The 20,422-nt window shown below is 46.6% G+C and carries 23 protein-coding genes; 12 read left to right on the forward strand and 11 right to left on the reverse strand.

What is annotated here, in order from left to right:
• Positions 1-112 precede the first annotated feature (112 nt).
• Complete coding sequence (locus R7Q46_RS23385; protein WP_017821009.1) at positions 113-580, forward strand: HAD family hydrolase; 468 nt, start codon at positions 113-115, stop codon at positions 578-580.
• A gap of 33 nt (positions 581-613) precedes the next feature.
• Positions 614-1,141, forward strand: a complete 528-nt coding sequence (locus R7Q46_RS23390) for a GNAT family N-acetyltransferase (protein ID WP_005374314.1) — start codon at positions 614-616, stop codon at positions 1,139-1,141.
• Between the two features lie 37 nt (positions 1,142-1,178).
• Here the strand turns inward: R7Q46_RS23390 and R7Q46_RS23395 are convergent, their stop codons facing one another.
• From R7Q46_RS23395 to R7Q46_RS23405, 3 genes are all read right to left on the reverse strand, one after another.
• Positions 1,179-1,769, reverse strand: a complete 591-nt coding sequence (locus tag R7Q46_RS23395) for a type II secretion system protein (protein WP_258516053.1) — start codon at positions 1,767-1,769, stop codon at positions 1,179-1,181.
• 153 nt (positions 1,770-1,922) lie between these two features.
• A complete protein-coding gene (locus R7Q46_RS23400) occupies positions 1,923-2,210 on the reverse strand; it encodes a hypothetical protein (protein WP_005459922.1) in 288 nt (95 codons plus the stop codon).
• Between the two features lie 67 nt (positions 2,211-2,277).
• Positions 2,278-3,177, reverse strand: a complete 900-nt coding sequence (locus R7Q46_RS23405) for a DMT family transporter (RefSeq protein WP_025504708.1) — start codon at positions 3,175-3,177, stop codon at positions 2,278-2,280.
• A gap of 92 nt (positions 3,178-3,269) precedes the next feature.
• Between R7Q46_RS23405 and R7Q46_RS23410 the strand changes: the two genes are divergently transcribed.
• On the forward strand, positions 3,270-4,706 hold the full coding sequence (locus R7Q46_RS23410) for a PLP-dependent aminotransferase family protein (protein ID WP_172563680.1): 1,437 nt from the start codon (positions 3,270-3,272) through the stop codon (positions 4,704-4,706).
• Positions 4,707-4,802: 96 nt separating this feature from the next.
• Here R7Q46_RS23410 and R7Q46_RS23415 read toward each other — a convergent pair whose 3' ends face one another.
• From R7Q46_RS23415 to R7Q46_RS23425, 3 genes are all read right to left on the reverse strand, one after another.
• Positions 4,803-5,939, reverse strand: coding sequence for a glycerate kinase (locus tag R7Q46_RS23415; protein WP_258473835.1), 1,137 nt, complete (start codon positions 5,937-5,939; stop codon positions 4,803-4,805).
• A gap of 16 nt (positions 5,940-5,955) precedes the next feature.
• Entirely contained in the window at positions 5,956-7,308 is a 1,353-nt protein-coding gene (locus R7Q46_RS23420; protein ID WP_258473836.1) for a GntP family permease, read from the reverse strand.
• Positions 7,309-7,466: 158 nt separating this feature from the next.
• Positions 7,467-8,609 (reverse strand): sugar diacid recognition domain-containing protein, encoded by a 1,143-nt coding sequence (locus R7Q46_RS23425; protein ID WP_081107476.1) that lies wholly within the window; start codon positions 8,607-8,609, stop codon positions 7,467-7,469.
• A gap of 234 nt (positions 8,610-8,843) precedes the next feature.
• On the opposite strand from R7Q46_RS23425, the gene R7Q46_RS23430 reads away from it, so the two are divergent.
• Positions 8,844-9,017, forward strand: coding sequence for a hypothetical protein (locus R7Q46_RS23430; RefSeq protein ID WP_005374332.1), 174 nt, complete (start codon positions 8,844-8,846; stop codon positions 9,015-9,017).
• 70 nt (positions 9,018-9,087) lie between these two features.
• Here the strand turns inward: R7Q46_RS23430 and R7Q46_RS23435 are convergent, their stop codons facing one another.
• Positions 9,088-9,450, reverse strand: coding sequence for a hypothetical protein (locus tag R7Q46_RS23435; RefSeq protein ID WP_017634365.1), 363 nt, complete (start codon positions 9,448-9,450; stop codon positions 9,088-9,090).
• Between the two features lie 276 nt (positions 9,451-9,726).
• Here R7Q46_RS23435 and R7Q46_RS23440 point away from each other — a divergent pair, with 276 nt between their 5' ends.
• From R7Q46_RS23440 to R7Q46_RS23460, 5 genes are all read left to right on the forward strand, one after another.
• The gene (locus R7Q46_RS23440; protein WP_064376360.1) at positions 9,727-11,574 is read left to right on the forward strand and encodes a M3 family metallopeptidase; all 1,848 of its coding nucleotides are present in this window, start codon (positions 9,727-9,729) and stop codon (positions 11,572-11,574) included.
• A gap of 69 nt (positions 11,575-11,643) precedes the next feature.
• The gene (locus tag R7Q46_RS23445) at positions 11,644-12,180 is read left to right on the forward strand and encodes a DUF924 family protein (RefSeq protein WP_017821016.1); all 537 of its coding nucleotides are present in this window, start codon (positions 11,644-11,646) and stop codon (positions 12,178-12,180) included.
• A gap of 24 nt (positions 12,181-12,204) precedes the next feature.
• The gene (locus R7Q46_RS23450; protein ID WP_033907198.1) at positions 12,205-12,534 is read left to right on the forward strand and encodes a DUF4144 domain-containing protein; all 330 of its coding nucleotides are present in this window, start codon (positions 12,205-12,207) and stop codon (positions 12,532-12,534) included.
• Between the two features lie 139 nt (positions 12,535-12,673).
• Positions 12,674-13,159, forward strand: a complete 486-nt coding sequence (locus tag R7Q46_RS23455) for a VOC family protein (protein WP_005374344.1) — start codon at positions 12,674-12,676, stop codon at positions 13,157-13,159.
• Positions 13,160-13,332: 173 nt separating this feature from the next.
• A complete protein-coding gene (locus tag R7Q46_RS23460) occupies positions 13,333-13,758 on the forward strand; it encodes a VOC family protein (protein ID WP_017634369.1) in 426 nt (141 codons plus the stop codon).
• A 76-nt stretch (positions 13,759-13,834) separates the two neighbouring features.
• Here R7Q46_RS23460 and R7Q46_RS23465 read toward each other — a convergent pair whose 3' ends face one another.
• Positions 13,835-14,971: an MBL fold metallo-hydrolase gene (locus R7Q46_RS23465; protein ID WP_318077816.1), complete on the reverse strand. Its 1,137-nt coding sequence runs from the start codon at positions 14,969-14,971 to the stop codon at positions 13,835-13,837.
• Between the two features lie 181 nt (positions 14,972-15,152).
• On the opposite strand from R7Q46_RS23465, the gene R7Q46_RS23470 reads away from it, so the two are divergent.
• Positions 15,153-15,398, forward strand: coding sequence for a Rho-binding antiterminator (locus tag R7Q46_RS23470; protein WP_005460845.1), 246 nt, complete (start codon positions 15,153-15,155; stop codon positions 15,396-15,398).
• 96 nt (positions 15,399-15,494) lie between these two features.
• Here R7Q46_RS23470 and R7Q46_RS23475 read toward each other — a convergent pair whose 3' ends face one another.
• The 3 genes from R7Q46_RS23475 to ompW form a co-directional block, all read right to left on the reverse strand.
• Complete coding sequence (locus tag R7Q46_RS23475) at positions 15,495-16,985, reverse strand: MDR family MFS transporter (RefSeq protein WP_213871350.1); 1,491 nt, start codon at positions 16,983-16,985, stop codon at positions 15,495-15,497.
• A complete protein-coding gene (locus R7Q46_RS23480; protein ID WP_213871349.1) occupies positions 16,982-18,007 on the reverse strand; it encodes an HlyD family secretion protein in 1,026 nt (341 codons plus the stop codon). Before R7Q46_RS23480 ends, R7Q46_RS23475 begins: the two co-directional genes overlap by 4 nt.
• 214 nt (positions 18,008-18,221) lie before the next feature.
• Positions 18,222-18,863, reverse strand: a complete 642-nt coding sequence (gene ompW / locus R7Q46_RS23485; protein WP_017634373.1) for an outer membrane protein OmpW — start codon at positions 18,861-18,863, stop codon at positions 18,222-18,224.
• A gap of 495 nt (positions 18,864-19,358) precedes the next feature.
• Here ompW and R7Q46_RS23490 point away from each other — a divergent pair, with 495 nt between their 5' ends.
• Positions 19,359-20,009 (forward strand): Qnr family pentapeptide repeat protein, encoded by a 651-nt coding sequence (locus R7Q46_RS23490; protein WP_005374358.1) that lies wholly within the window; start codon positions 19,359-19,361, stop codon positions 20,007-20,009.
• Between the two features lie 9 nt (positions 20,010-20,018).
• Positions 20,019-20,330, forward strand: a complete 312-nt coding sequence (locus R7Q46_RS23495) for a cupin domain-containing protein (protein WP_047725283.1) — start codon at positions 20,019-20,021, stop codon at positions 20,328-20,330.
• Positions 20,331-20,422 lie beyond the last annotated feature (92 nt).

A 20,422-nucleotide genomic window follows, 5' to 3' on the forward strand; every position in this document is an offset into this window, starting at 1 on the left:
GACAATTAAGCGCTTTTCACGACTAAACCCACCTAAATCGCATTTATCGATGCAATTTACCCCCCTGATTTTAGAAAAAGACGATATGATGTGCGGATAAGGAGATTCGAACATGATTTATCTTTTCGATTGGGGGAACACCTTGATGGTAGATTTCCCTCACGCACAAGGAAAAATGTGCGATTGGGAACACGTAGAAGCTGTTCCTCAAGCCAGAGAAACACTGGCAATACTTTCCCAAAATCATCCCATCTACATTGCGACCAGTGCATCTGATTCCAACATGGAAGAGGTTCAGCGTGCATTTGTTCGCGTCGACTTAGACCAATACTTAAATGGCTATTTTTGTTTTGCCAACCTCGGTATCGCTAAAAACCTACCTGAGTTTTATCTCGCCATCGCAAAACAGTTAGGGGTTAACGTGAGTGGAATAACCATGGTTGGCGATTTACCTCACAAAGATATTTACCCTGCGATGAAAGCGGGCGTAAACACAATTTGGTTTAACCCAACGGGCGCTGATGCACCAGCCGAAGCCATTCCTAACCAAATTCGTTGTTTATCTGAGCTTATCCCCTAACCGTTACTAACCTGCACTAATCAAGGAAGATGAATGCAAATCAGATCCATCAAGGTGAGCGATATCGCGCGCTTCACCGCGCTGTGGAATCGAGTGTACTCCGAAGGGGAATTTTTGATTTCTCCCGCACCCGATAACGCAACGCTTCGCAGAATCCTGCAACGTGTGGAAAACGAGTCCATCCCTCAGTTTGTCGCGTTTGACCGCCAAAAACTTATCGGTAGTGTTGAAATCTACCCAGCTGAGATGTGCGGTTACGAAAGAGGGCAACGCCTTCGCGTCGGTATTCTTGGTATTCACATCGACAAAAACTACCGAGGCAAAGGATTGGGGCGGAAACTATTGGCAGTCGCGATCGCACGTGGTTGGGAATTTGGTTACGACCAAATCGCACTCTACGTATACACAACCAACACACCAGCGATTGCTTTGTATGAACGGTTTGGATTTGAACATCAGGGGGAACTTGGGGAAGTGACCTTGCCAAATGGTAAAGTCTTGATGAGTCAAAAAATGGTATTGTATAAAGCGCAAAGCCCTTCGAAAAACCCCGATTTGTAGAGTCACGATAACCGTTGTTCGCAACACTTATTCGGGATTAACACCCTTGCGTCACATACCCTCGAACAATTGAATCGTTAGAGGCTTGATTCACGTAGTAGAAATAGCATGCCTCTTCTGCCAGTGTGTAACCTTGCGGCCAAATGTACACCACGCGATCAACGCCCGATTTATCTAAGAACTGATAATCAGGAATCGCGACAAAATGAGCGCTGTTTGGGTGCTGCTGACCGATGATGCAAAAATCACTGCCTTTGCACGGCACGTCAATTTTCGAGTAGCCTCTGGCAGGCAGGTCTATTTCTAATAAAGCACGAATACTGTCGGCGCTGGCTTCTGGCATGCCTTTGCGTGTTTTGACTTGTCGGTCAATGTAGTGAACGTGCTCTTGGTCGTAAGCGTTATCAATCACAGATTGAGCATGGAAGAATTTGAGAGCCGTACCTAAAGAAGACTGAGAACTGTGCAGCATCGCAGCGTATGCTTGGCGATGAATATCGAGTAGTACTGGTAAAGCAGCTAATGCGATGAAAGCCAAAGTGGTGAGCACTATGGTGATTTCCATCAGCGTAAATCCCTTTGATTTCACGTTTCCTATCTCAACTAGCCCAAGACAATAGCCCCACATCCATGTGAGACCGAGCCAATATATCGCCAATTTCTTACGATTAAAGGCCCAAGGGGTAAGAAGAGACAAACACCACTCAAACTTGAGAACAGTAGCCAAAGAGCAGTGCAACAAAACGACGCTATGTATCAGATATTAGACGGTTTTCACTCTCTAGCTATTGAGTAAAGGCACATTATTTCGCACCAGACCACGACGAACATTCGTGCACATTTTGCCAAAACGACGAATCTCATCGAATTGCGGAACAATGCCGCGCTCCATAGCCGATTCCCAATAGCTCAGCTCTGAATCCACCATTTCCAGTAACTTCTTCGGACAACCGATGCACTGCCCTTCCGGCCCACACACAAAGGTTTCCGGTTCGTAAATCGGTAGTTCAGCTTTTACTTGGTCGATGATATTACGCATCGCGGTCATTCGGTCTGGCTTTGCCGTCATCACTCTGCTCCACGGATTAAGATGAGGCAGAATTGTACTCACTGGCACGTGAATGTCCCTACCTAATTTAGGTATATTCCGTTTTGATAGCCTTTTTTATCGTCAGATCTGGTTTTTTAACCACCAAATACACCGCCGTAGCTGCTAGGACAAAGCCAGAAATGCCCATCCAATCAAACGACTCTCCAAACGCGAGCCAAGCTTGAATCGCCGTCGTTGGCGGCACTAGGTAAAACACAGACGCCACACTCGAAGACGCCCCATTTCTCACCATGTACAGCAACAATAGAATCGCCACACAAGAGAGCACGACGACCAACCACAACACGGTCAAAATAAACTCCAGTTCCCATTGCACTTGCATGGTTTCAAACTGCATCGCAACAGGCAGAAACATGATGAGCGCGGCTAAATATTGCACTGTCGCACCACCAACCATATCCACTTGTTGGCAATGTTTTTTCTGATACAGCGTCCCTAGCGTGATACCAACCAAAGCCAATAAACACAAACCAATGGCCAACACTTTGTGCTGCTCGGATTGCCACTCCATTTTGCCCATCAACACCATAGCGATACCGACAAAACCAAGAGCCAAACCCAGCCATTGCGAGGGTTTAAATTCCTCACGAACAAACGCCACCAGCAAAGCCGCGGTTAAAATCGGCTGAATGCCCACCAGCAACGAACTCAACCCCGCAGGCATACCCAAAGCGATAGCGAAATAAGTACCGCCCAGATAGAAACCGTGGATTAACGCCCCAACCACGCAGCTGTGCCAAAAATCTTTTCCTGTCGGCAACCTTCTACGCAATACCGCCACAAGAACCAAAAACAGTAAGACATTGAATGCCATACGGATAGAAAGTAGTGTCGCTGGCTCGGCATATTGCAAACCAAAACGCGCACCAACAAATCCAGAAGCCCAAAGGATGACAAATACAAAAGGGATGGCTCGGATTAACATGTTCGCCTCACTCACGCTTGTTTTATGTTTTGAGATGCTGCTAATGTAATTAGGTACAGTGTTTTCAAAAAGTGACAGATGGAAGTGTTTTTATGGGTACAGATTTATTGGGAAGCGGTGAAGGGAATAAGTACCTCGTGGTGGAAAAACACCTCAAACAAGCCATCAATGGTGGCGTTTATCAAGCGGATGATCGACTGCCCTCCATTCGCTCATTGAGCCAAGAGTTAAACGTCAGCAAAAACACCGTGATTCGTGCATATCAAGAGCTGGAAGCGCAAAACTTGGTGTACTCGGTTCCCAAATCGGGTTATCGAGTGAAAATCGCCTTGCCGACCTCTCGCTCAATTCCGGATCCGACTCGTGTGGATTTGCTCTCGATCTGTAAAGAAATCCTCACGTACCCTGAATACCAAGAGCGTTTGCCCGCTGGCTCTGCCCACCCAAACATTGATTCCCCCGCGATCAAAAGCTTGTACGCCGAGATTGGCCGTCACAGCCGCCAGCAAACGCATGTACCGAGCCATTACCAGTTGCCACCCGGTGATCACCTCTTAATTAAACAACTGGCGAAAATCACGCAAGATTTGGGCACGCCAGCCAAATTGGATGAAATCATGGTGACGCACGGCGCGCAACAAGCAATAAGCCTAGCGCTGCGCGCAACGACACAAAAAGGCGATATCGTCGCGGTGGAGTCTCCTTGTTATTTTGGCAACTTATTGATGCTCGAATCACTCGGCCTCAAAGTGGTGGAGATCCCGAGTTGCCCACGAGACGGTATGTGCCCCGAAGCCTTAGCAAAAGCAATGGCGACATGGGACATAAAAGCGATCATCGTAACACCAAACTTCACCAACCCTACTGGTGCTATGATGCCGCTAGAAAAGCGTCAACAATTGCTCTTGGCGTCCGGCAATGTTCCTATTATCGAAGACGATGTGTTTGGCGGGTTAAGTTATGATAAGCCGTTGCCAAGCTTGAGCTTGCTCGATGACAAGCAACGCGTGATTTACGTAAATTCGTTATCCAAAACACTCGATTCGCGTTTGAGAATTGGTTGGATGCTGGCGGGGAGATATCGAGATCAAATTGAGCAATATCTACTGTGTGAGAACATGGGCAGTTTGAACCTGATGCAGTCTGCCGTGGCAACGTTTCTAACGTCAGGCAAGTATCGAACGCATACTGCGCGAATGGGTCGGGTTTATCAAAACAACATGCGCCGATTTATCCAGATGCTTCATCAATACTTGGATGAATACGAATCTCTAAAAAATCGATACCAGATCAACGCCGTGCAAGGCTCGTTCTTGCTTTGGTTGCGCCTGCCCGAAGACACGGACAGTTATGCGTTGTATCAAGCGTGCAATAAGCACAGAATCAGCCTACTTCCCGGCACCGTATTTGGCACTCAAGGGCAATATCGGCATTGCGTACGCCTCAGCGTGGCAAACTTTGGTCATGAAACCGATTGGAGTCACGCGATGCAAACACTGGCAAAATTGATAGCAAAGCATGTCTGTTAACTCGCTCTTAATAAATGAACTTATGCCCACACACGCAAACAGGTAACAACAAAAAACTCCACGCAAAGGTGGAGTTTTCTCGTATCGTTATCGCCCTCAGTGCGACTTAATTTGCCACATTCTCGCGACGTTTTCGGCTAAATTAGCAACGTTGACGTCGGCCTCTTTCATGGCCTCAGGTAAGCTCATCGCCCTTGGTACACAAGCAAACACCGCATCAATGCCGCACTCATAAACCGCCTGATAGTTGTCGCCCACACAGCCTGCTAATGCAATGACTGGTAAATTACACTGCTTGGCGACCTGAGCAACGCCCATCGGCGTTTTGCCATGTGCGGTTTGATGATCGATTCGACCCTCGCCTGTAAATACGATATCCGCATCCGCAACATGCTGAGCAAGTTTGACCGTTTCAAGCACAATCTCAATTCCCGGTTGCAAACGTGCTGGCGTGTACCCGAGCAAGGCCGCGCCCATACCACCAGCAGCACCCGCCCCTTCACGAGTCAGTACATGCTTACCCGTCGCTTGTTCCGTCAACTCGCCAAACTTGCGCAATGCGTTATCGAGCAGAGTAACGTCTGATACGGTCGCTCCCTTTTGCGGGCCAAAGATAGCCGACGCGCCTTTGTCACCACAGAGTGGGTTATCAACATCGCACGCTACCAACACTTCGCAAGTTGCTAAACGAGGGTCAAGACCAGAAATATCGATGGACGCAAGCGCCGCTAACCCGCCTCCATTTGGGGTAATTGCATGACCAGATTCATCAAGAAACGCCACCCCCAACGCGGTCAACATGCCCACGCCACCATCATTGGTAGCGCTGCCGCCCAAACCAATGATTAAACGTTGAATGCCTCTGTCTAGCGCGTGTTTGATCAGCTGTCCAGTACCAATGCTACTGGTCAGTTTTGGGTCGCGAGCGTCACTCGGCACAAGGTGCAACCCACTGGCCTCCGCCATTTCAATAACCGCGGTTTCGCCGTCGCCGAGGATGCCATAAAACGCTTCAACATCATTCCCTAATGGCGCGGTCACCGTTGTGAAGACTTGTTCGCCTTGAGTTGCATCTATCAAAGATTGAACCGTGCCTTCGCCACCGTCTGCGACCGGAACCGTAACAAACTCAGCATCATGCCATACGCGAACAAGACCCGTTTTGATCGCCTCGCTCACTTGTTTGGCGGTTAAGCTTTCTTTAAATGAATCAGGTGCAATTACCACTTTCATACGTATTTCCAGAGACTTATAAGAGAACGAGGCTCAAAATGTACACCAATGCCATTGCCGTGACACCTTGAACGAGCGTAGCAATGGTTTGCGCGCGGTACGCTAAGCCCACCGACATGCGGCTAAACTGCGAAACTACCCAGAAGAAACTGTCGTTTGCATGAGAAACCGTCATCGCACCAGCACCGATCGCCATCACCGTTAATACGCGGCCCATTTCTGAATCGAGCCCCAATTGCGTAAGCATAGGCGCAACCAAAGCCGATGTGGTCACCAATGCAACCGTTGATGAACCTTGCGCCGACTTTAGCGCAGCCGCAACGATAAATGGCATGAAAATACCCACGCCCAGCGCCGATAGCGTCGTACCTAAGTATTCACCTAGCGGCGTTGCTTTTAACACCGCGCCAAAAGCACCACCCGCACCGGTAATCAAAAGAATAGGCGCAGCAGCCGTAATACCTTGGCTGATTCGCTCGCCAAATTCTTCAATCTTGTTGTCTGACTTGAGTAGGCGAACAGAAAGGAATAGGCCAATCACCAATGCCGTTAGTGGCTGTCCTAAGAAAGTCAGAACATCAAACACAAAACCTTCGCCCAGCGGTAGGCTTGGGAATTTCGCGATAGAGCCAAAACAGATCAATAAGATAGGAACAAAAATAGGAGCGAATGCTTGGCTCGCCGTTGGCAATTTGCCGTAAGACGCTTTGAGTGCTTGCCAGTCTTGCTGAATTTCTTCTGCGGCTTCAATGCCATCTGGTTCAACATGTTGGAATCGGTTCGCCCACAACATCCCCGCTAACGCCGCAACCGCTGCAACAAACACACCCAAACCAATCACTAAACCAAGGTTAGATTCCAGGCCTAAGTTACCCGCAGCGGCAATCGGACCAGGAGTTGGCGGCACAAACGTGTGCGTTGCGTATAGGCCAGTTGCCAACGCCACACTCATCGCAACGCTTGAGGTTTTTAAACGCTTCGCGAGTGATTCTTTGAGCGAGTTCAGAATGACAAAGCCTGAATCACAAAATACTGGAACAGAAACGATGTAACCGATGATACTCATGGTCAATGTAGGGAAACGCTCACCCAACACTTTGATGACCGTATCGGCCATGGTGATCGCCGCACCACTTTTTTCCAAAATAACACCAATGATGGTACCTAAAACGATAACCAAACCAATGTAACCAAGGATGCCGCCAAAGCCAGAAGCAATGGTTTTGGCAATGCTATCTGCCGGTAAGCCGTAAGCAAATGCCGCAAGGAACGCCGCGATGATCAGCGCTAAAAAGGGATGTAATTTGAATTTGGTGGTCGTGAGCACAATAAATGCGATCACCCCAAGCAGGATTAATATAAGGTTCATGATAACTCCATTTATTCTTATTTTGCTGAGCGAGTCCGTGTTGGCTCACTCAACATGTAGGGACGCATGAATTATTAATCGTTTGCTTTCGAATTCCTTTAGGCGGAGTGACAAATGATGTGGTCAAAAAATAACGCGTATTGTGCAAATGCACAATGTCACGCCATTTTTGAGAGCCGAGTCGCAATATAAAGCTCCGCTAACCCCACAAAATTGGTGGTTGGTAGCCCCGTTATCTCGGTGATTTTTTCTAACCGATAACGCAGAGTGTTCCGGTGAATAAACAGCATTTTAGAGCATTCCGTCACATTGCCATTGCATTCAAACAACGCATCTAGGGTTTTCAATAATTGCCCGGATTTGTCTTTCTCTTTCAACCGTTTCACGCCATCAATAATTTGTTCACCTTGCCAAATATCCGCCAACGGCGCTAACAAAACAGGCAAACGAAGTTCATCGAACAGGTACTTACGTTTCTCTGGGTAGAACTGCTTGCCAATGGCTAATACCTGCTTCGCGCTTTGGTATGACAACGCGACATCTTTAGGCTCATTAAACAGCTGTCCTAGCGCAATGTGAAACGTATGCGAATCGTGATCGCTTAAACGCGACATCAACTTATCAATGCGTTCACTTTCGATTTGGCTATCCCACTGCTTGGCGGAATGACACGGTTTCAGCACCACAATTTCATTCACTGAGACAATCGCAACTAGGTTGTTACGCTCTGGGTATTCAAGCAGCTCAACAATATTGCGCACACTCTTCATGCTTTTCGAGGCGGACGGCGTCGAGACTTCAATCACCGTTGCCACCCGTGATTGAGTAACATCGATAGAAAGACGCATCGCCCAATCTTTCAGCTCTTCATCGGTCAATTTGCCATTGATCCAAGCCAGAATAAACTCTTCACGATGACGTCTGTCCCACTGAAATTTTTCCACCAGCGCAGCTTGCTCGATTGTCAGTTCAGCGGTCATTTTAACCAGTTTTGCAAAATCTCGGATTTTCTCCGGCTCGCCTGTGACGCCAACAATACCGACCACGTCGCCATGTAATTTCAACAACATATTGATACCGGGTTTGACACCCTGCAACGTCAAACATTGCTGCTCATTAAGCTCTAGCGAATCGCCATGATTCAGCGCCAGTACCGCGCCATCATGCACTTGCCCAACACGTTTAGGGTCGCCACTGCCAATGATGATGCCTGCCGAGTTCATCACATTCACATTGTGACCAATGATGGACATGGTTCGATCAACAATTTGTTGTGCTAAAGCGTGGTCGAGAATCACCATTTCGAGTTTCCAAATTGACCGTTTAATCACTCAATAAATCACAAATGGCAAACTATCGCGATGCTGCGGTTCTAAATAACGGAAGCAGCTCAAAGCATTATCCAATTAACCATATTTAAAAAGTGGATTAAACCTTCATTTTTAGCAGAGGGTTATATACTTAGAACAAAGGTTAGCAATGCATTCTTCACTGTGCATTGATGCCACTCGTCTACCTACAGAGGAGAGATCAACATGGAGTTACGGAATAAATCGGGGGAAGTTGCAAATATTGCTGATAACCTCACTTTGAAGGAAATCACAGAAATGGGCTACACCGTAGATTTATGCGATGAAGCATTTGCTCCTGGAGAGCATTGGAAAGCGGAAGGTAAAACGCAAGGTATGGGCGAGTATCCAGAGGAGTAAACGTCCTGACGAACCGGCGTACAAAAGCGTTCCACAAACAGAAAAACCGAGCGACTTAACGCTCGGTTTTTTACTTTTGAACTTCTTGAATAAACAAGCTCATCTCTTCAAGATAATTGCCGTTTGAGCATCCCCAGTCGGTGACCTCAATCAACTCAGTAACTAACTGTCCAGACTCATCATCTTGCACTCTCTGCACAAACGCTTCAAAACGTTCCAGTTGTGCCTGACTCTTAACGCCATGCACGGCATATTCTACAAGCAAGCCGTTGTACGTCTGCCAGCGCTGATCGCCCGCAACATCATTGCTTAAAATCACAGAGCACTTTTGTTGAATGCTTTCAACCGCATCATTTCTTGGTGGCGCGACTGTGGAACATCCAACTAAAATCGTACCTACCGCCAATAACGTAACTTTTGTCTTATTTATCATATCGTTTCCAACTGTATCGCCACGATATGGAAATCTTATTACACCTGATAAGGATCATCGATAGCGCACCGCAGATTAATTACTTAATAAACTGTAAACTCTATACCAGTCTTAACACTGCAAGCTCATAACTCCTATTAACTCACCCAAATGTAAACAAATAGTAAAATCACCTTTACGCGATGCAAAATCGACAAATGAGATTAGCGTTCCTTTCTCGCGACCAAGCGTGCAATAATCAACTGTCTACATAACGAAACCATTTGAAGGATCAAAATGACCGCAACGGATTACCTCAACGACCTCAATCAACGTTACCTTGCGATTCACCGCACCAAAGAAGATTTCTTTTGGGAAACTTACATGGGGATCAGCGATGACCATGATGGCTCGACGCAAGCACAAACGGCATGGACAAGCTTTTTAAGCAACGCCGAGCAAATTACTGCCATCAAACAACAACTTGAAGCCGCGGACTCAATTACCGACCCACAAGAGAAACAACAAACCATTACGGGTCTATCTGGTTGGCTGGCGATGTTTGAATCTCACGCTATCGAGGGCGAAAAAGCACAAGCGTTGAAAAATCAGCTCATTGCCTTTGAAGCTGAGCTCTTCGAGAAAAAACAGAACCACGTACAAACATTTACCGATGAGAACGGCGAGCAAGTAGAAGGTTCACTTCCAGTATTAAGCTCAACCATTCGCACCAGCAATCATGAAGAAGTTCGCCAATCGGCTCATCAAGCGTTGCTGAACCTTGAACAATGGCTACTGCAAAACGGCTTTATTGAACTGATCAAACTGCGCAACCAGTTCGCTCGCTCACTGGGTTATGCGACTTTCTTTGATTACTCCGTGCAAAAAACGGAAAAGATGAGCACTGAGCAGCTATTCGAGATTTTGGAAGATTTCGAACAACGCACGCGAGATGCGCACCTAAACAGCTTAGAAAACTTGGCGAAAGAGAAAGGCGCAAGCGCACTAGCAGGCTACAACTTTGTTTACTCATTCGCGGGTAACGTTATGCGTGACCTTGACCCATACGTGCCGTTCTCAAAATCTCTGAGACGCTGGGTAGAATCATTTGGTCGCCTAAATATTGATTACTCTGGCGCGACGCTAACGCTGGATTTACTAGATCGCAAAGGTAAGTACCCGAACGGGTTCTGCCACGGCCCTATCCCTTCTTTCTATAATCAAGGCGAATGGGTCGCAGCGCAGGTGAACTTCACCAGTAATGCCAAACCAGACCAAGTGGGCAGTGGCTACGATGGCATTAACACGCTGTTCCACGAAGGCGGCCACGCAGCACACTTTGCGAACGTAAAAATGAACGCGCCTTGTTTCTCGCAGGAGTTTTCGCCGACGTCAATGGCTTATGCAGAAACTCAGTCGATGTTCTGTGATAGCCTGTTAACCGATGCCGATTGGCTAAAACAGTACGCACTGGATGATGAAGGGAATCCGGTTCCTGATGAGATTATTCAAGCGATGATCAACAGTCGTCAGCCATTCAAAGCTTATGAAGAACGTAGCATCTTGGTTGTGCCGTACTTTGAACGCGCGTTATATCAACTGAGCGATGACGAGTTAACGCCAGAACGCATCACTAAGCTGGCTCGCGATTGTGAAAAACAGATCCTTGGTTTGGAATGCAGCCCTCGCCCACTGATGGCGATTCCACATTTGCTATCCGACGAAGCAGCTTGTGCGTATCAAGGTTATCTACTCGCGCACATGGCGGTGTATCAGACCCGTGCATACTTCCTTGAGAAGTTTGGTTACCTGACGGATAACCCAGAAATTGGCCCACTGCTGGCAAAACACTACTGGCACGCAGGCAATCACTTGTCTCACAACGAAACCATTGTCAGCCTGACTGGCGAAGGCTTCAATGCCAAATACCTTGCAGACGTGTGTAACCTGTCGCCAGAACAGGCATGGGAAGTGCAGCAGAAGAAAATCGACTCACTTGCGACGCGAGAGCGAGCATCAGTCGCTTCACTGAACGCCGCGATTAAAGTCGTCGACGGCAGTAAAGAGCTGGCAAGCAACGCCATCTCTGACGAACAAATGTGTGACGATTTTGAACGTTACATCGTAGAGACTTACGGTCGATAACACGCAGAAAGCCAGGAGCTCGCCTTCTGGCTTTTTATTCTTTAGCTAATGCAATAAGAAGGAAGATCCATGTACCAAGAAGTCATCAAATTTTGGTTCGAGGAGCTATCGCCCCAAAATTGGTTTGAAAACAACCCAGAACTGGACAAGTGTATTGCATCGCGATTTGCCTCGGTATTAGAACAAGCCGCTCGTTGTGAACTGTTTAATTGGCGTAACAGCGCACAAGGACGATTGGCCGAAATCATCGTCCTCGACCAGTTTTCACGTAATGTGTATCGCAACACCCCAAAAGCGTTTGCACAAGACCCACTCGCATTAGCATTGGCTCAAGAGGCAATTCGGTTAGGTTACGACAAAGAATTAGCGCCTGAGCAGCTAAGCTTTTTGTACATGCCGTTTATGCACAGCGAATCTCGCCTCATTCATGTCCAAGCTGAAAAATTGTTTCGCGCATCAGGGCTTGAAAATAACTACGATTTTGAGCTAAAACACAAAGCCATCATCGACCAGTTTGGGCGCTATCCTCATCGCAATGCGATATTGGGAAGAAAGAGCACTCCCGAAGAGTTAGCATTTTTGCAACAACCTGGGTCAAGTTTCTAAATAACAATGAATAATGAGTTAACCATGAGAGACCACGCAGTATGCTGGCCATGCTTGCTAAAACTAGACGGCGACGATGAGCTGATCTATACGCATTCCCAATCCGACTTGGACTCTGAATGCGAAGCCCTCATTTTTGGGCAAGATGATTACGTTATTGACTCAAATGGCAACACGTTCGAATTGAAAAACAATGGTTCGAACACCACTCTTTTACACCCAAAAGAACGAACGCTGTCCGTAGAAGAGGTTACGTCATTAATCCAATCGCATGAATTCAGCCTCGCGCAACGGTGCATTATCAAGATTCATTTCACCTCGGTGAGGCAAGCTGTTGAGGCCTTAGCTCACTAACTCAATCCCAACATGTACAACATTAAATAAAATTATCATTTTTATAATTTATGATAATTTCATGTAATCAACATCACGCCATATACTCTCCCACATCGAAACAAGACAACGTTCAAACACACATGTTGGGAGCAAACAAATGAAAATGAATCATGTCGGTATTATGGTCGGAGATATGGACAAAGCGGTTGAGTTTTACACGCAAGCGCTAGGTCTAAAAGTCGTTATGGGCAACACGAAAGTGATTGAAGAACGCGAAACGGCAATTGGCAGAATGTGTATTGCGGTCTTTGGGGAAGGCTTTAAAGGCTTCAACATTGCGCACCTTGTGACAAGTGATGGCATCGGCCTTGAGTTATTCGAAATGAAAGAGCGTCAAGAGCGCCATGAAGTGGATTTTTCTCGCATCGGTATCTTCCATTTCTGTTTGCAGACAGACGATTTTGAAGGTGCTATCAAACGCACCGAAGCACTAGGTGGCAAAGTTCGCATGGACATCATGCGTTACCATCCAGAAGACGATAATAAGCCTGCGAAAATGGTTTACCTAGAAGACCCATTCGGCAACCTATTCGAGCTTTACTCACACACTTACGAAGAAACTTACGCTTCTGATTACGAGTAATAGCCCCATCCATATTCCAAAAGGCTAGCAATACGCTAGCCTTTTTTGTTTGCTTTGAGTTGCAGTGTTTCTGCACTCGCTCTAGAAAAAAACATCTGGAATTTGATCATTTCTCTCACCACTTTTAAGGTCACTTTATACTTACCTCAACACAATGCAAAAAGGAGTGAAGCATGCCCACCAAAAATCCAATCGCCATCAAAGCGCTTGATCATGTTGTATTAAGGACCTGTAACCTCGATGCTATGTTGCATTTCTATCGAGACATTTTGGGCTGCCCTGTCGAACGCGAAGTAACGGAACTTGGTTTAACTCAACTTAGGGCAGGTAACGCATTGATTGATGTAGTGACGGTAGACAGCGAATTGGGCCAACTCGGCGGTAAGCCACCAGTTCAAAATGGTCGTAATATTGACCATTTTTGCCTGCAATTGGCGCCTTTTTCCGAGGATGAATTACTGGAATATCTGCGTGCGCGCGGCATTGAAACCGAAGAGTTTGCGAAGCGGTATGGCGCACAAGGGTTCGGTAGATCACTCTATATACATGATCCGGAAGGAAATGTCGTCGAGTTAAAACCTCAAGTGATTGATGAGTAAGCGAGTAAAAACCTTGTTATATTTTTAAAATAACAAGGTTAACTTCTCAAATAATTATTGAAGTAAGAACATATTATTAAGTCAAAATTCTAGCTGGCTCACCTCTTTCTTTTTCTCGCCACCACTGTTTATTTATATGTTCTTGATGAACGTAAAAACTCTCCCCCGGCATTGGCGTCAGCAGCGTTATATGTTCTTTTTGACAATGGGCAAGCAAATCTAAAATCGGTTCGTCCCAACGGTGAGTAAATAGCTCGTATGTAGCCCAATGTACGGGCAACAGTTTTTTCGCATTTAAATCGTGAAACGCTTGCACGGTATGGTGAGCCTGCATGTGTCCCCAGTTTTCGACCGGATAACCTTGGCCTTTCACATCGGCAGCCACTTCCAAACAGGCAATGTCGATTGGTCCACATCGCAGTGCGATCTCGGAAAAATGCGAATCGTAAGCTGAATCGCCACTAAAATAGAGCGTCTCTTCTTTTCCTTTGATGACCCAAGAAGCCCACAGGGTCGCGTTTTTATCGAAATAAGTACGACCCGAATTATGGTTAGCAGGCGTACAAATCAGTTCAGTTCCGGCATAGTGCACGCTATCCCACCAATCGAATTCCACGATGTTGTCTGCGCAAACGCCCCACTTTATCAGATGCTTGCCAACCCCTAAGGGCACATAAAACGTCACGGGTTTATCGGCGTAGAAACGTATGGTCGATGCTTCTAAATGGTCGTAATGATCGTGCGAAATCACGATAATTTCAGGAATCGGCAAACAATCTCTGGCATGGGTATTGGGAATATTGCGTTCAAACCACGCTTTTGCGATGAACGGAGAAGCGTAATCAAATACCGGATCAGTCAGAATTCGAATGCCATCGACCTCCACCAGCATGGTGGAATGGCCCAGCCAAGTAACGCGCATCGATTCACTTCTCTGCGCAAACTGCGTAGGTTGAATTGGGAAATGTGGCAGATGTTCGTTAGGACTCAATGGCGTTCTACCACCAAGATAGCTCCAACACACCTGCCAGAATGATTGCGGGCTAGGGATATTTGGCATCTCGTTTTTAACGCGGCCGTTTTCAAATTGAGGCGAGTGGTGAACACGGTGCGCCAACTGCGCATGGTAGGTTTGAGGGGAAATCAGTGAACTTGGCTTTTGTGTCTTTTGTTCACTCGTTAGGTATGTGCGCTTAAGTATCGTTTCAGACATATCGTAGTTTTGTCTCGCTTGCGAACGCTCAACAGTAGGTTTATTAAAACGTGCGTGTATGTCTATTTCGTGACCAAAATGAGGTGTAAGATGAAGATTCAGTTTCAATCAAACGTTTTCTATATTAAGGAAGCGGTTCTCAAACCTTCTGAATACTGCGTCGGTTTGAAAGGAGAAAGCTATGGTGACTTGCAGCCAATACGATTTTATTGAAATCGCCTGTATGTTTAAGCTCCCTATCGAGATCACACTAAAAAATGGTGAAACTCATCAGGGCAACGCGTTCGACACAGGCTACGACATGCAGCGACAAGAGTGCTTGTTTTTAGATATGGATGGTGAGCACACCGCCTTCCCGACTGAACAATTAGTCGCAATGCGCGCGCTCAAAGCCAATCCGCATTTTGATGAAGTGACGTTTGAGTAAACGTCCGTCTTTCATTGACACCGTCCAATAAAAAACACCTCTCAAGCAAATACAACTTGAGAGGCGTTCTCTTACACGATTCACCGGAACTTGTTGTTATTCACGCGACCGGATGAAAACCAGCATCGGCATCATGATCACGAACATCACTCCCACAAGCTGGAAGGTGTGCACAAACGCGACCATTTGCGATTGCTGCTGCAACATCTGTTGGTATTGGTCTAACGTAACCGGATCGGTAATAGAAAGCCCCTGATTGGCCGCCCAATCATGCAAGTTAGGATTATAAGGATTAATACCCTCTCCCAGCGCATGCCATTGCTGCTGACTATCACGATATTGGAACGTGGTGGCGATAGAAATACCAAACGAGCTACCAATGGTACGGAACAGATTGTAAATACTCGCCGCCGCAACAGATTGCTCTTTCGGAATCGTTAAATACGCCAAGGTGGATAGCGTCGAGAAGGTTAAACCAAGCCCCATCCCCTGAATCATACTCGGCATCACAATCCAAAATGTATCGATCTGCAGTGAGTATTGCGTCATCAAATAACTACCAATCCCGATGCAGCTTAAGCCAAAGACTATTTTGATTCTGGGATCGAATTGCGGATTGAGCTTAATCACTAAAATCAACATCGCCGCCGACGCCAACCCTCGCGGTGCCATTAATAAGCCAGTGGTTGAGACCGGATAATCCAGCAAGCTTTCCAACAGCATTGGTTGTTGAGTCGTCAGACCAAACATCGCCATCGACACCACGGCAATCATCAATGACGAGACCATAAGGTTTCGGTCTTTCAGTAGCCACAATGGCGCTATTGGACTTTTGGTTTTCCAACTGCGATAGATCCACATCACCAATCCCATGACTGCGAGCAATATCGCCGTCTGAATCATACGTGAGTCGAGCCAGTCGTCTTCATTCCCTTTATCCAACACAAACTGCAACGCGCCCAAACCTAACGCCATGTAACCGATGATCCACCAGTCAAAGTTAGGTTTGGATTTGTTGTCGATATGGATATAGCGATAAATCAAAGAGGTACAGATCAAACCGAATGGCAAGTTGATGTAAAAAATCCAGCGCCAGTTAATGTTGTCGGTGATCACACCACCTACAACTGGGCCCAAAATAGGACCAAGCAAAATGCCGATGGAGAAAATCGCCATCGCTTTGCCTTTTTGCTCATACGGATAGATCTGCACTAACGTCGACTGCGCCAATGGAATCACCGACGCGCCGAAAGCGCCTTGGATAATGCGAAATAGCACCATCTCTTCAAGAGACTGTGCTTGCCCACAAAGCGCACTGGCAATCACAAAACCGATCACAGCAACCAACATGACTTTGCGTTCACCAAAGCGCGACACCCAGAAACTGGTCATCGGAATGAAGATCGCTTCCGCCATGCTGTAACCCGTCAGCACCCAAGTAATTTGGTCTGCCGTTGCGCCCAACGCGCCCATCATGTGCGATAGCGACACGTTCGCAACGGTCATATCGATTAACACCATGATGGCAGAAAGCATCACGGCGACGGTGGCAATCCCCCGTTTGTCTGCCGTAATTTGATGGTTCATTGCACGCTACTTTGCAAATCAATGGTGACTTCTGAGCTCGCACCCACGCGAAGTTGCGGCGCATCGGCTGGTACTTCTAATGCCAAACGTACAGGGAAACGCTGTTTGATTTTAACCCAGTTACCCGTTGCGTTTTCTGGTGGCATCAAGGAGAACGATGTACCACTCGCAGGCGACAGCTGTTCTACCGTTGCTTTCCACACCACGTCTGGGTACATATCAATCACCACATCCGCATGCATACCAGGTTTGATGTGAGTAAGATCGGTTTCTTTAAAGTTCGCGCGTACCCAATAGCTGTCTTTTAAAATCACAGGGAACAGCGTTTGACCCACGCTAACGACCGAGCCTACGTGCGTATTGATTTCACCGGTAATGCCATCCACTGGTGACGTAATGTCGGTGTAGCTCAAGTTCAGCTCCGCTTGCGCTAACTGTGCTGCCGCTTGTTGAACGACCGCAGCCTCTACGCCTTCTTCACCACGGTTCGCAATGGCTTTTTCTACCGTCGCACGTGCTTGCTCTAGGCTCGCTTGGGCATTGGCGAGTTTGTTTTTCGCCGTATCTAAATCTTGGTCCGACGCCAGTTTGCGTTTCACTAGGGAATCCGTACGTTTGTACTCTACTTGCGCTTCTATCAGGTTAGAGCGCGCCGCATCTAAGCCCGCAACAGCTTCAGTTACCTGCTTATCGGCAACGTCATGTTGCTGGACCGCCAATTGGTATGCCGCTTTTGCTTGCTTCACTGCCAACAAATATGGGCGTGAATCTATCTTCAGCAGTAGGTCACCTTTGTTAACAGATTGGAAGTCTTTGACATCCACAGAAACCACTTGGCCTTTTACCTGAGGCGCTACCGACAAAATTTTTGCCCTAACGTAGGCATCTTCCGTGCTTGGATGACTGTCTGAATACTGCCAAGACCAATACATCGCACCAAATGCGATAACACAGAGAGTAAAGAAAAGAGTTTTTACCAGCTTAGATCTGGAGGAGGAATGCTTTGCGATGTCGTCGCTCATTTATATTGTCCACTTGTTCAATTATGTGATCAGTGTAGGACTTTTCGATCTTCCGACAATAAAATGATCTGCAAGGTAAAGATCCAATTTTGCATGTTGCTAAGTGGAGTAAATGATGTGCAATCAAAACGAGGATAAAAAAGAGGGGCAGTCCCCGTAACCACCCCCAAAGTCATGCCAATAATAGTAATGTGCGTGTAACTACTGGTTTTTCTTAGAACTTGTAACCGCCGCTGATCATAAATACCCAAGGGTTAATTTTGACGTCGGTTTTTTGCTTCACTCCACCTGCTTTATAAGTTGCTTCTGTCTCAATGTTTGCGTACCAAGCAGCGGCGTTGAGGAACCATTGATCGTTGATCATGTAGTCCACACCAATATTCGCTGCTAGACCGAATGAATCATCTAATTTCAAATCTGACAGGTCAGCGCCTTTACCCGTACTATTGAAATCTTCATCAAAGAATATGGTGTAGTTCAGACCTGCACCAACGTATGGACGGAACTTACTTTGAGACTCGCCAAAATAGTACTGCACCATTAGCGTTGGTGGTAAATGTTTGGTTTTCGCGATATCACTACCAACCAAATCTGTCGAAATGTCGTGGCTGAATGGTGTTGCTGCTAGAAGCTCTAAACTGATGTTGTCTGTGAACATGTAGCCAAACGTCAAACCAAGCTGCGTATTTGAGTCAACTTCTAACTCTTCTTGAGAACCAAGAATCTTATCGCTGCTGTCGTTTGGAACGACAGACGCCGCACCAACACGAAGAACGAAGTCACCTTGTTTATGAGCGAAAACACTTGGTGACACGAGTGCAGCAACCACTGCTAGACTGCAGATTGTTTTTTTCATTTTTATTTCCTTTCGTAGGGCTTCGTTATGTCGTACCCAAAGGGGTGCCTACTAACTGATCTGAGATTTCAAGTAAACTCAGCGCCTTGAAGCACACGGGTATCTATATCTTTTTGAGCTGTGCGCAATCTAGCACATAGAAACCCTACTATTTTGATGGAAATCAATTTGTGAAAAATATAGGTTTTTTGTATGGAGAAACGCCATATTGATCAACAAATTATGCAAATAGGATACAATTCTGTAATGCAAACTGTGCGTGTGAGTTGCCATGCATACCCATAAATGCGAATCCTCTCGTTAAGGCTCGTAGCCAGCAAAAACTTTTTTCGTCCTCTACGTCTTCTATTTTCAAAAAACAACCCACTTAAAACGCTCGTTTGCCCCCTTAAAATCGCGATTTGAGGGGTTTGTAAAGCACTGAAATACAAGTGGTTATTTTTCTGGAAAATCAGTCACTTGGAGTGCTAGTCTGCTCGCAGCTAAGGAGAAGACATGTTAAAAACCGATCTCATTTTTGAACGAGAAAACTTTTCTCATCACGATTTTCAGAATGCTACCTTTAAAAACTGCCACTTTTATATGTGCTGTTTCGACCATGCCGATCTGCGCGATGCTAAGTTCATCGACTGTCGCTTTATCGAATCCAAAGCGCTAGAAGGGTGTAGTTTTCGCTTCGCGAACTTAAAAGACGCTAGCTTTACGAACTGCATGTTGGCGATGAGCCTGTTTAACGGCGCAAATTGTATGGGCTTGGAGCTACGTAAGTGCGATCTCAAAGGGGCAAACTTCCAAGGTGCGAACTTTGCTAATCGCGTCAGTAACACCATGTTTTTCTGTTCTGCTTTTATTACTGGCTGCAACCTCACCTACTGTAACTTCGAGCGAGTGTTACTAGAAAAATGTGACCTCTTTGAAAACCGTTGGAACGGTGCGAACCTCGCAGGGGCAACTCTCAAAGGCTCGGATTTATCTCGCTGCGAATTCTCGCCAGAACAATGGGGAACCTTTAACGTTGAGCAGTGTGATCTGACTCATGTCGAACTAGACGGGCTGGATGTTCGCCGCGTTTCTCTGTTTGGTGTTAAAATTTGTGATTGGCAACAAGAGCAATTGCTTGCGCCTTTTGGACTGATCATTCTCTAAGGAAAGGCCATGAACCTGTTTAAAGACTTACCGAATAACCTCGACGAGGAAGTGTTCGAAGACCTGCTGACCCACAAAAACCTGCGTATAGAACGCATTGTCTCAACGGGGCAAACCTCGCCCGAAAGTGGCTGGTACGATCAAGAAGAACATGAATGGGTCTTGGTTCTTAAAGGAGCTGGAGAGCTGACTTTTGAATCAGATGTAGTGCAACGACTTGAGGCAGGCGATCACGTTACGATTCCAGCTCATACCAAACACAAAGTGAGCTGGACTGACCCAACGCAAGAAACCATCTGGTTGGCGGTGTTTTATCAATAAACACAAAACGATCTTAAGTAAATTACCACCTTCTAAAGAAGGTGGCTTTGTGTGAGCCCCCTAAAAGGGGGCCTTTGTTTAGTCCAGCGCCA

This window comes from Vibrio sp. 811 (assembly GCF_033339195.1).

What these genes read in the sequence shown, in the direction of transcription:
- R7Q46_RS23425 (WP_081107476.1), bottom strand. Translation starts at nt 8,609, where the DNA reads ATGGTGATTCTCGACCACGCTTTAGCACAACAAATTGTTGATCGAACC.
- R7Q46_RS23480 (WP_213871349.1), bottom strand. Translation starts at nt 18,007, where the DNA reads ATGAGCGACGACATCGCAAAGCATTCCTCCTCCAGATCTAAGCTGGTA.
- R7Q46_RS23470 (WP_005460845.1), top strand. Translation starts at nt 15,153, where the DNA reads ATGGTGACTTGCAGCCAATACGATTTTATTGAAATCGCCTGTATGTTT.
- R7Q46_RS23495 (WP_047725283.1), top strand. Translation starts at nt 20,019, where the DNA reads ATGAACCTGTTTAAAGACTTACCGAATAACCTCGACGAGGAAGTGTTC.
- R7Q46_RS23400 (WP_005459922.1), bottom strand. Translation starts at nt 2,210, where the DNA reads ATGACGGCAAAGCCAGACCGAATGACCGCGATGCGTAATATCATCGAC.
- R7Q46_RS23490 (WP_005374358.1), top strand. Translation starts at nt 19,359, where the DNA reads ATGTTAAAAACCGATCTCATTTTTGAACGAGAAAACTTTTCTCATCAC.
- R7Q46_RS23445 (WP_017821016.1), top strand. Translation starts at nt 11,644, where the DNA reads ATGTACCAAGAAGTCATCAAATTTTGGTTCGAGGAGCTATCGCCCCAA.
- R7Q46_RS23440 (WP_064376360.1), top strand. Translation starts at nt 9,727, where the DNA reads ATGACCGCAACGGATTACCTCAACGACCTCAATCAACGTTACCTTGCG.
- R7Q46_RS23390 (WP_005374314.1), top strand. Translation starts at nt 614, where the DNA reads ATGCAAATCAGATCCATCAAGGTGAGCGATATCGCGCGCTTCACCGCG.
- ompW (WP_017634373.1), bottom strand. Translation starts at nt 18,863, where the DNA reads ATGAAAAAAACAATCTGCAGTCTAGCAGTGGTTGCTGCACTCGTGTCA.
- R7Q46_RS23475 (WP_213871350.1), bottom strand. Translation starts at nt 16,985, where the DNA reads ATGAACCATCAAATTACGGCAGACAAACGGGGGATTGCCACCGTCGCC.
- R7Q46_RS23395 (WP_258516053.1), bottom strand. Translation starts at nt 1,769, where the DNA reads ATGTGGGGCTATTGTCTTGGGCTAGTTGAGATAGGAAACGTGAAATCA.
- R7Q46_RS23460 (WP_017634369.1), top strand. Translation starts at nt 13,333, where the DNA reads ATGCCCACCAAAAATCCAATCGCCATCAAAGCGCTTGATCATGTTGTA.
- R7Q46_RS23450 (WP_033907198.1), top strand. Translation starts at nt 12,205, where the DNA reads ATGAGAGACCACGCAGTATGCTGGCCATGCTTGCTAAAACTAGACGGC.
- R7Q46_RS23455 (WP_005374344.1), top strand. Translation starts at nt 12,674, where the DNA reads ATGAAAATGAATCATGTCGGTATTATGGTCGGAGATATGGACAAAGCG.
- R7Q46_RS23385 (WP_017821009.1), top strand. Translation starts at nt 113, where the DNA reads ATGATTTATCTTTTCGATTGGGGGAACACCTTGATGGTAGATTTCCCT.
- R7Q46_RS23435 (WP_017634365.1), bottom strand. Translation starts at nt 9,450, where the DNA reads ATGATAAATAAGACAAAAGTTACGTTATTGGCGGTAGGTACGATTTTA.
- R7Q46_RS23410 (WP_172563680.1), top strand. Translation starts at nt 3,270, where the DNA reads ATGGGTACAGATTTATTGGGAAGCGGTGAAGGGAATAAGTACCTCGTG.
- R7Q46_RS23405 (WP_025504708.1), bottom strand. Translation starts at nt 3,177, where the DNA reads ATGTTAATCCGAGCCATCCCTTTTGTATTTGTCATCCTTTGGGCTTCT.
- R7Q46_RS23465 (WP_318077816.1), bottom strand. Translation starts at nt 14,971, where the DNA reads ATGTCTGAAACGATACTTAAGCGCACATACCTAACGAGTGAACAAAAG.
- R7Q46_RS23430 (WP_005374332.1), top strand. Translation starts at nt 8,844, where the DNA reads ATGGAGTTACGGAATAAATCGGGGGAAGTTGCAAATATTGCTGATAAC.
- R7Q46_RS23415 (WP_258473835.1), bottom strand. Translation starts at nt 5,939, where the DNA reads ATGAAAGTGGTAATTGCACCTGATTCATTTAAAGAAAGCTTAACCGCC.
- R7Q46_RS23420 (WP_258473836.1), bottom strand. Translation starts at nt 7,308, where the DNA reads ATGAACCTTATATTAATCCTGCTTGGGGTGATCGCATTTATTGTGCTC.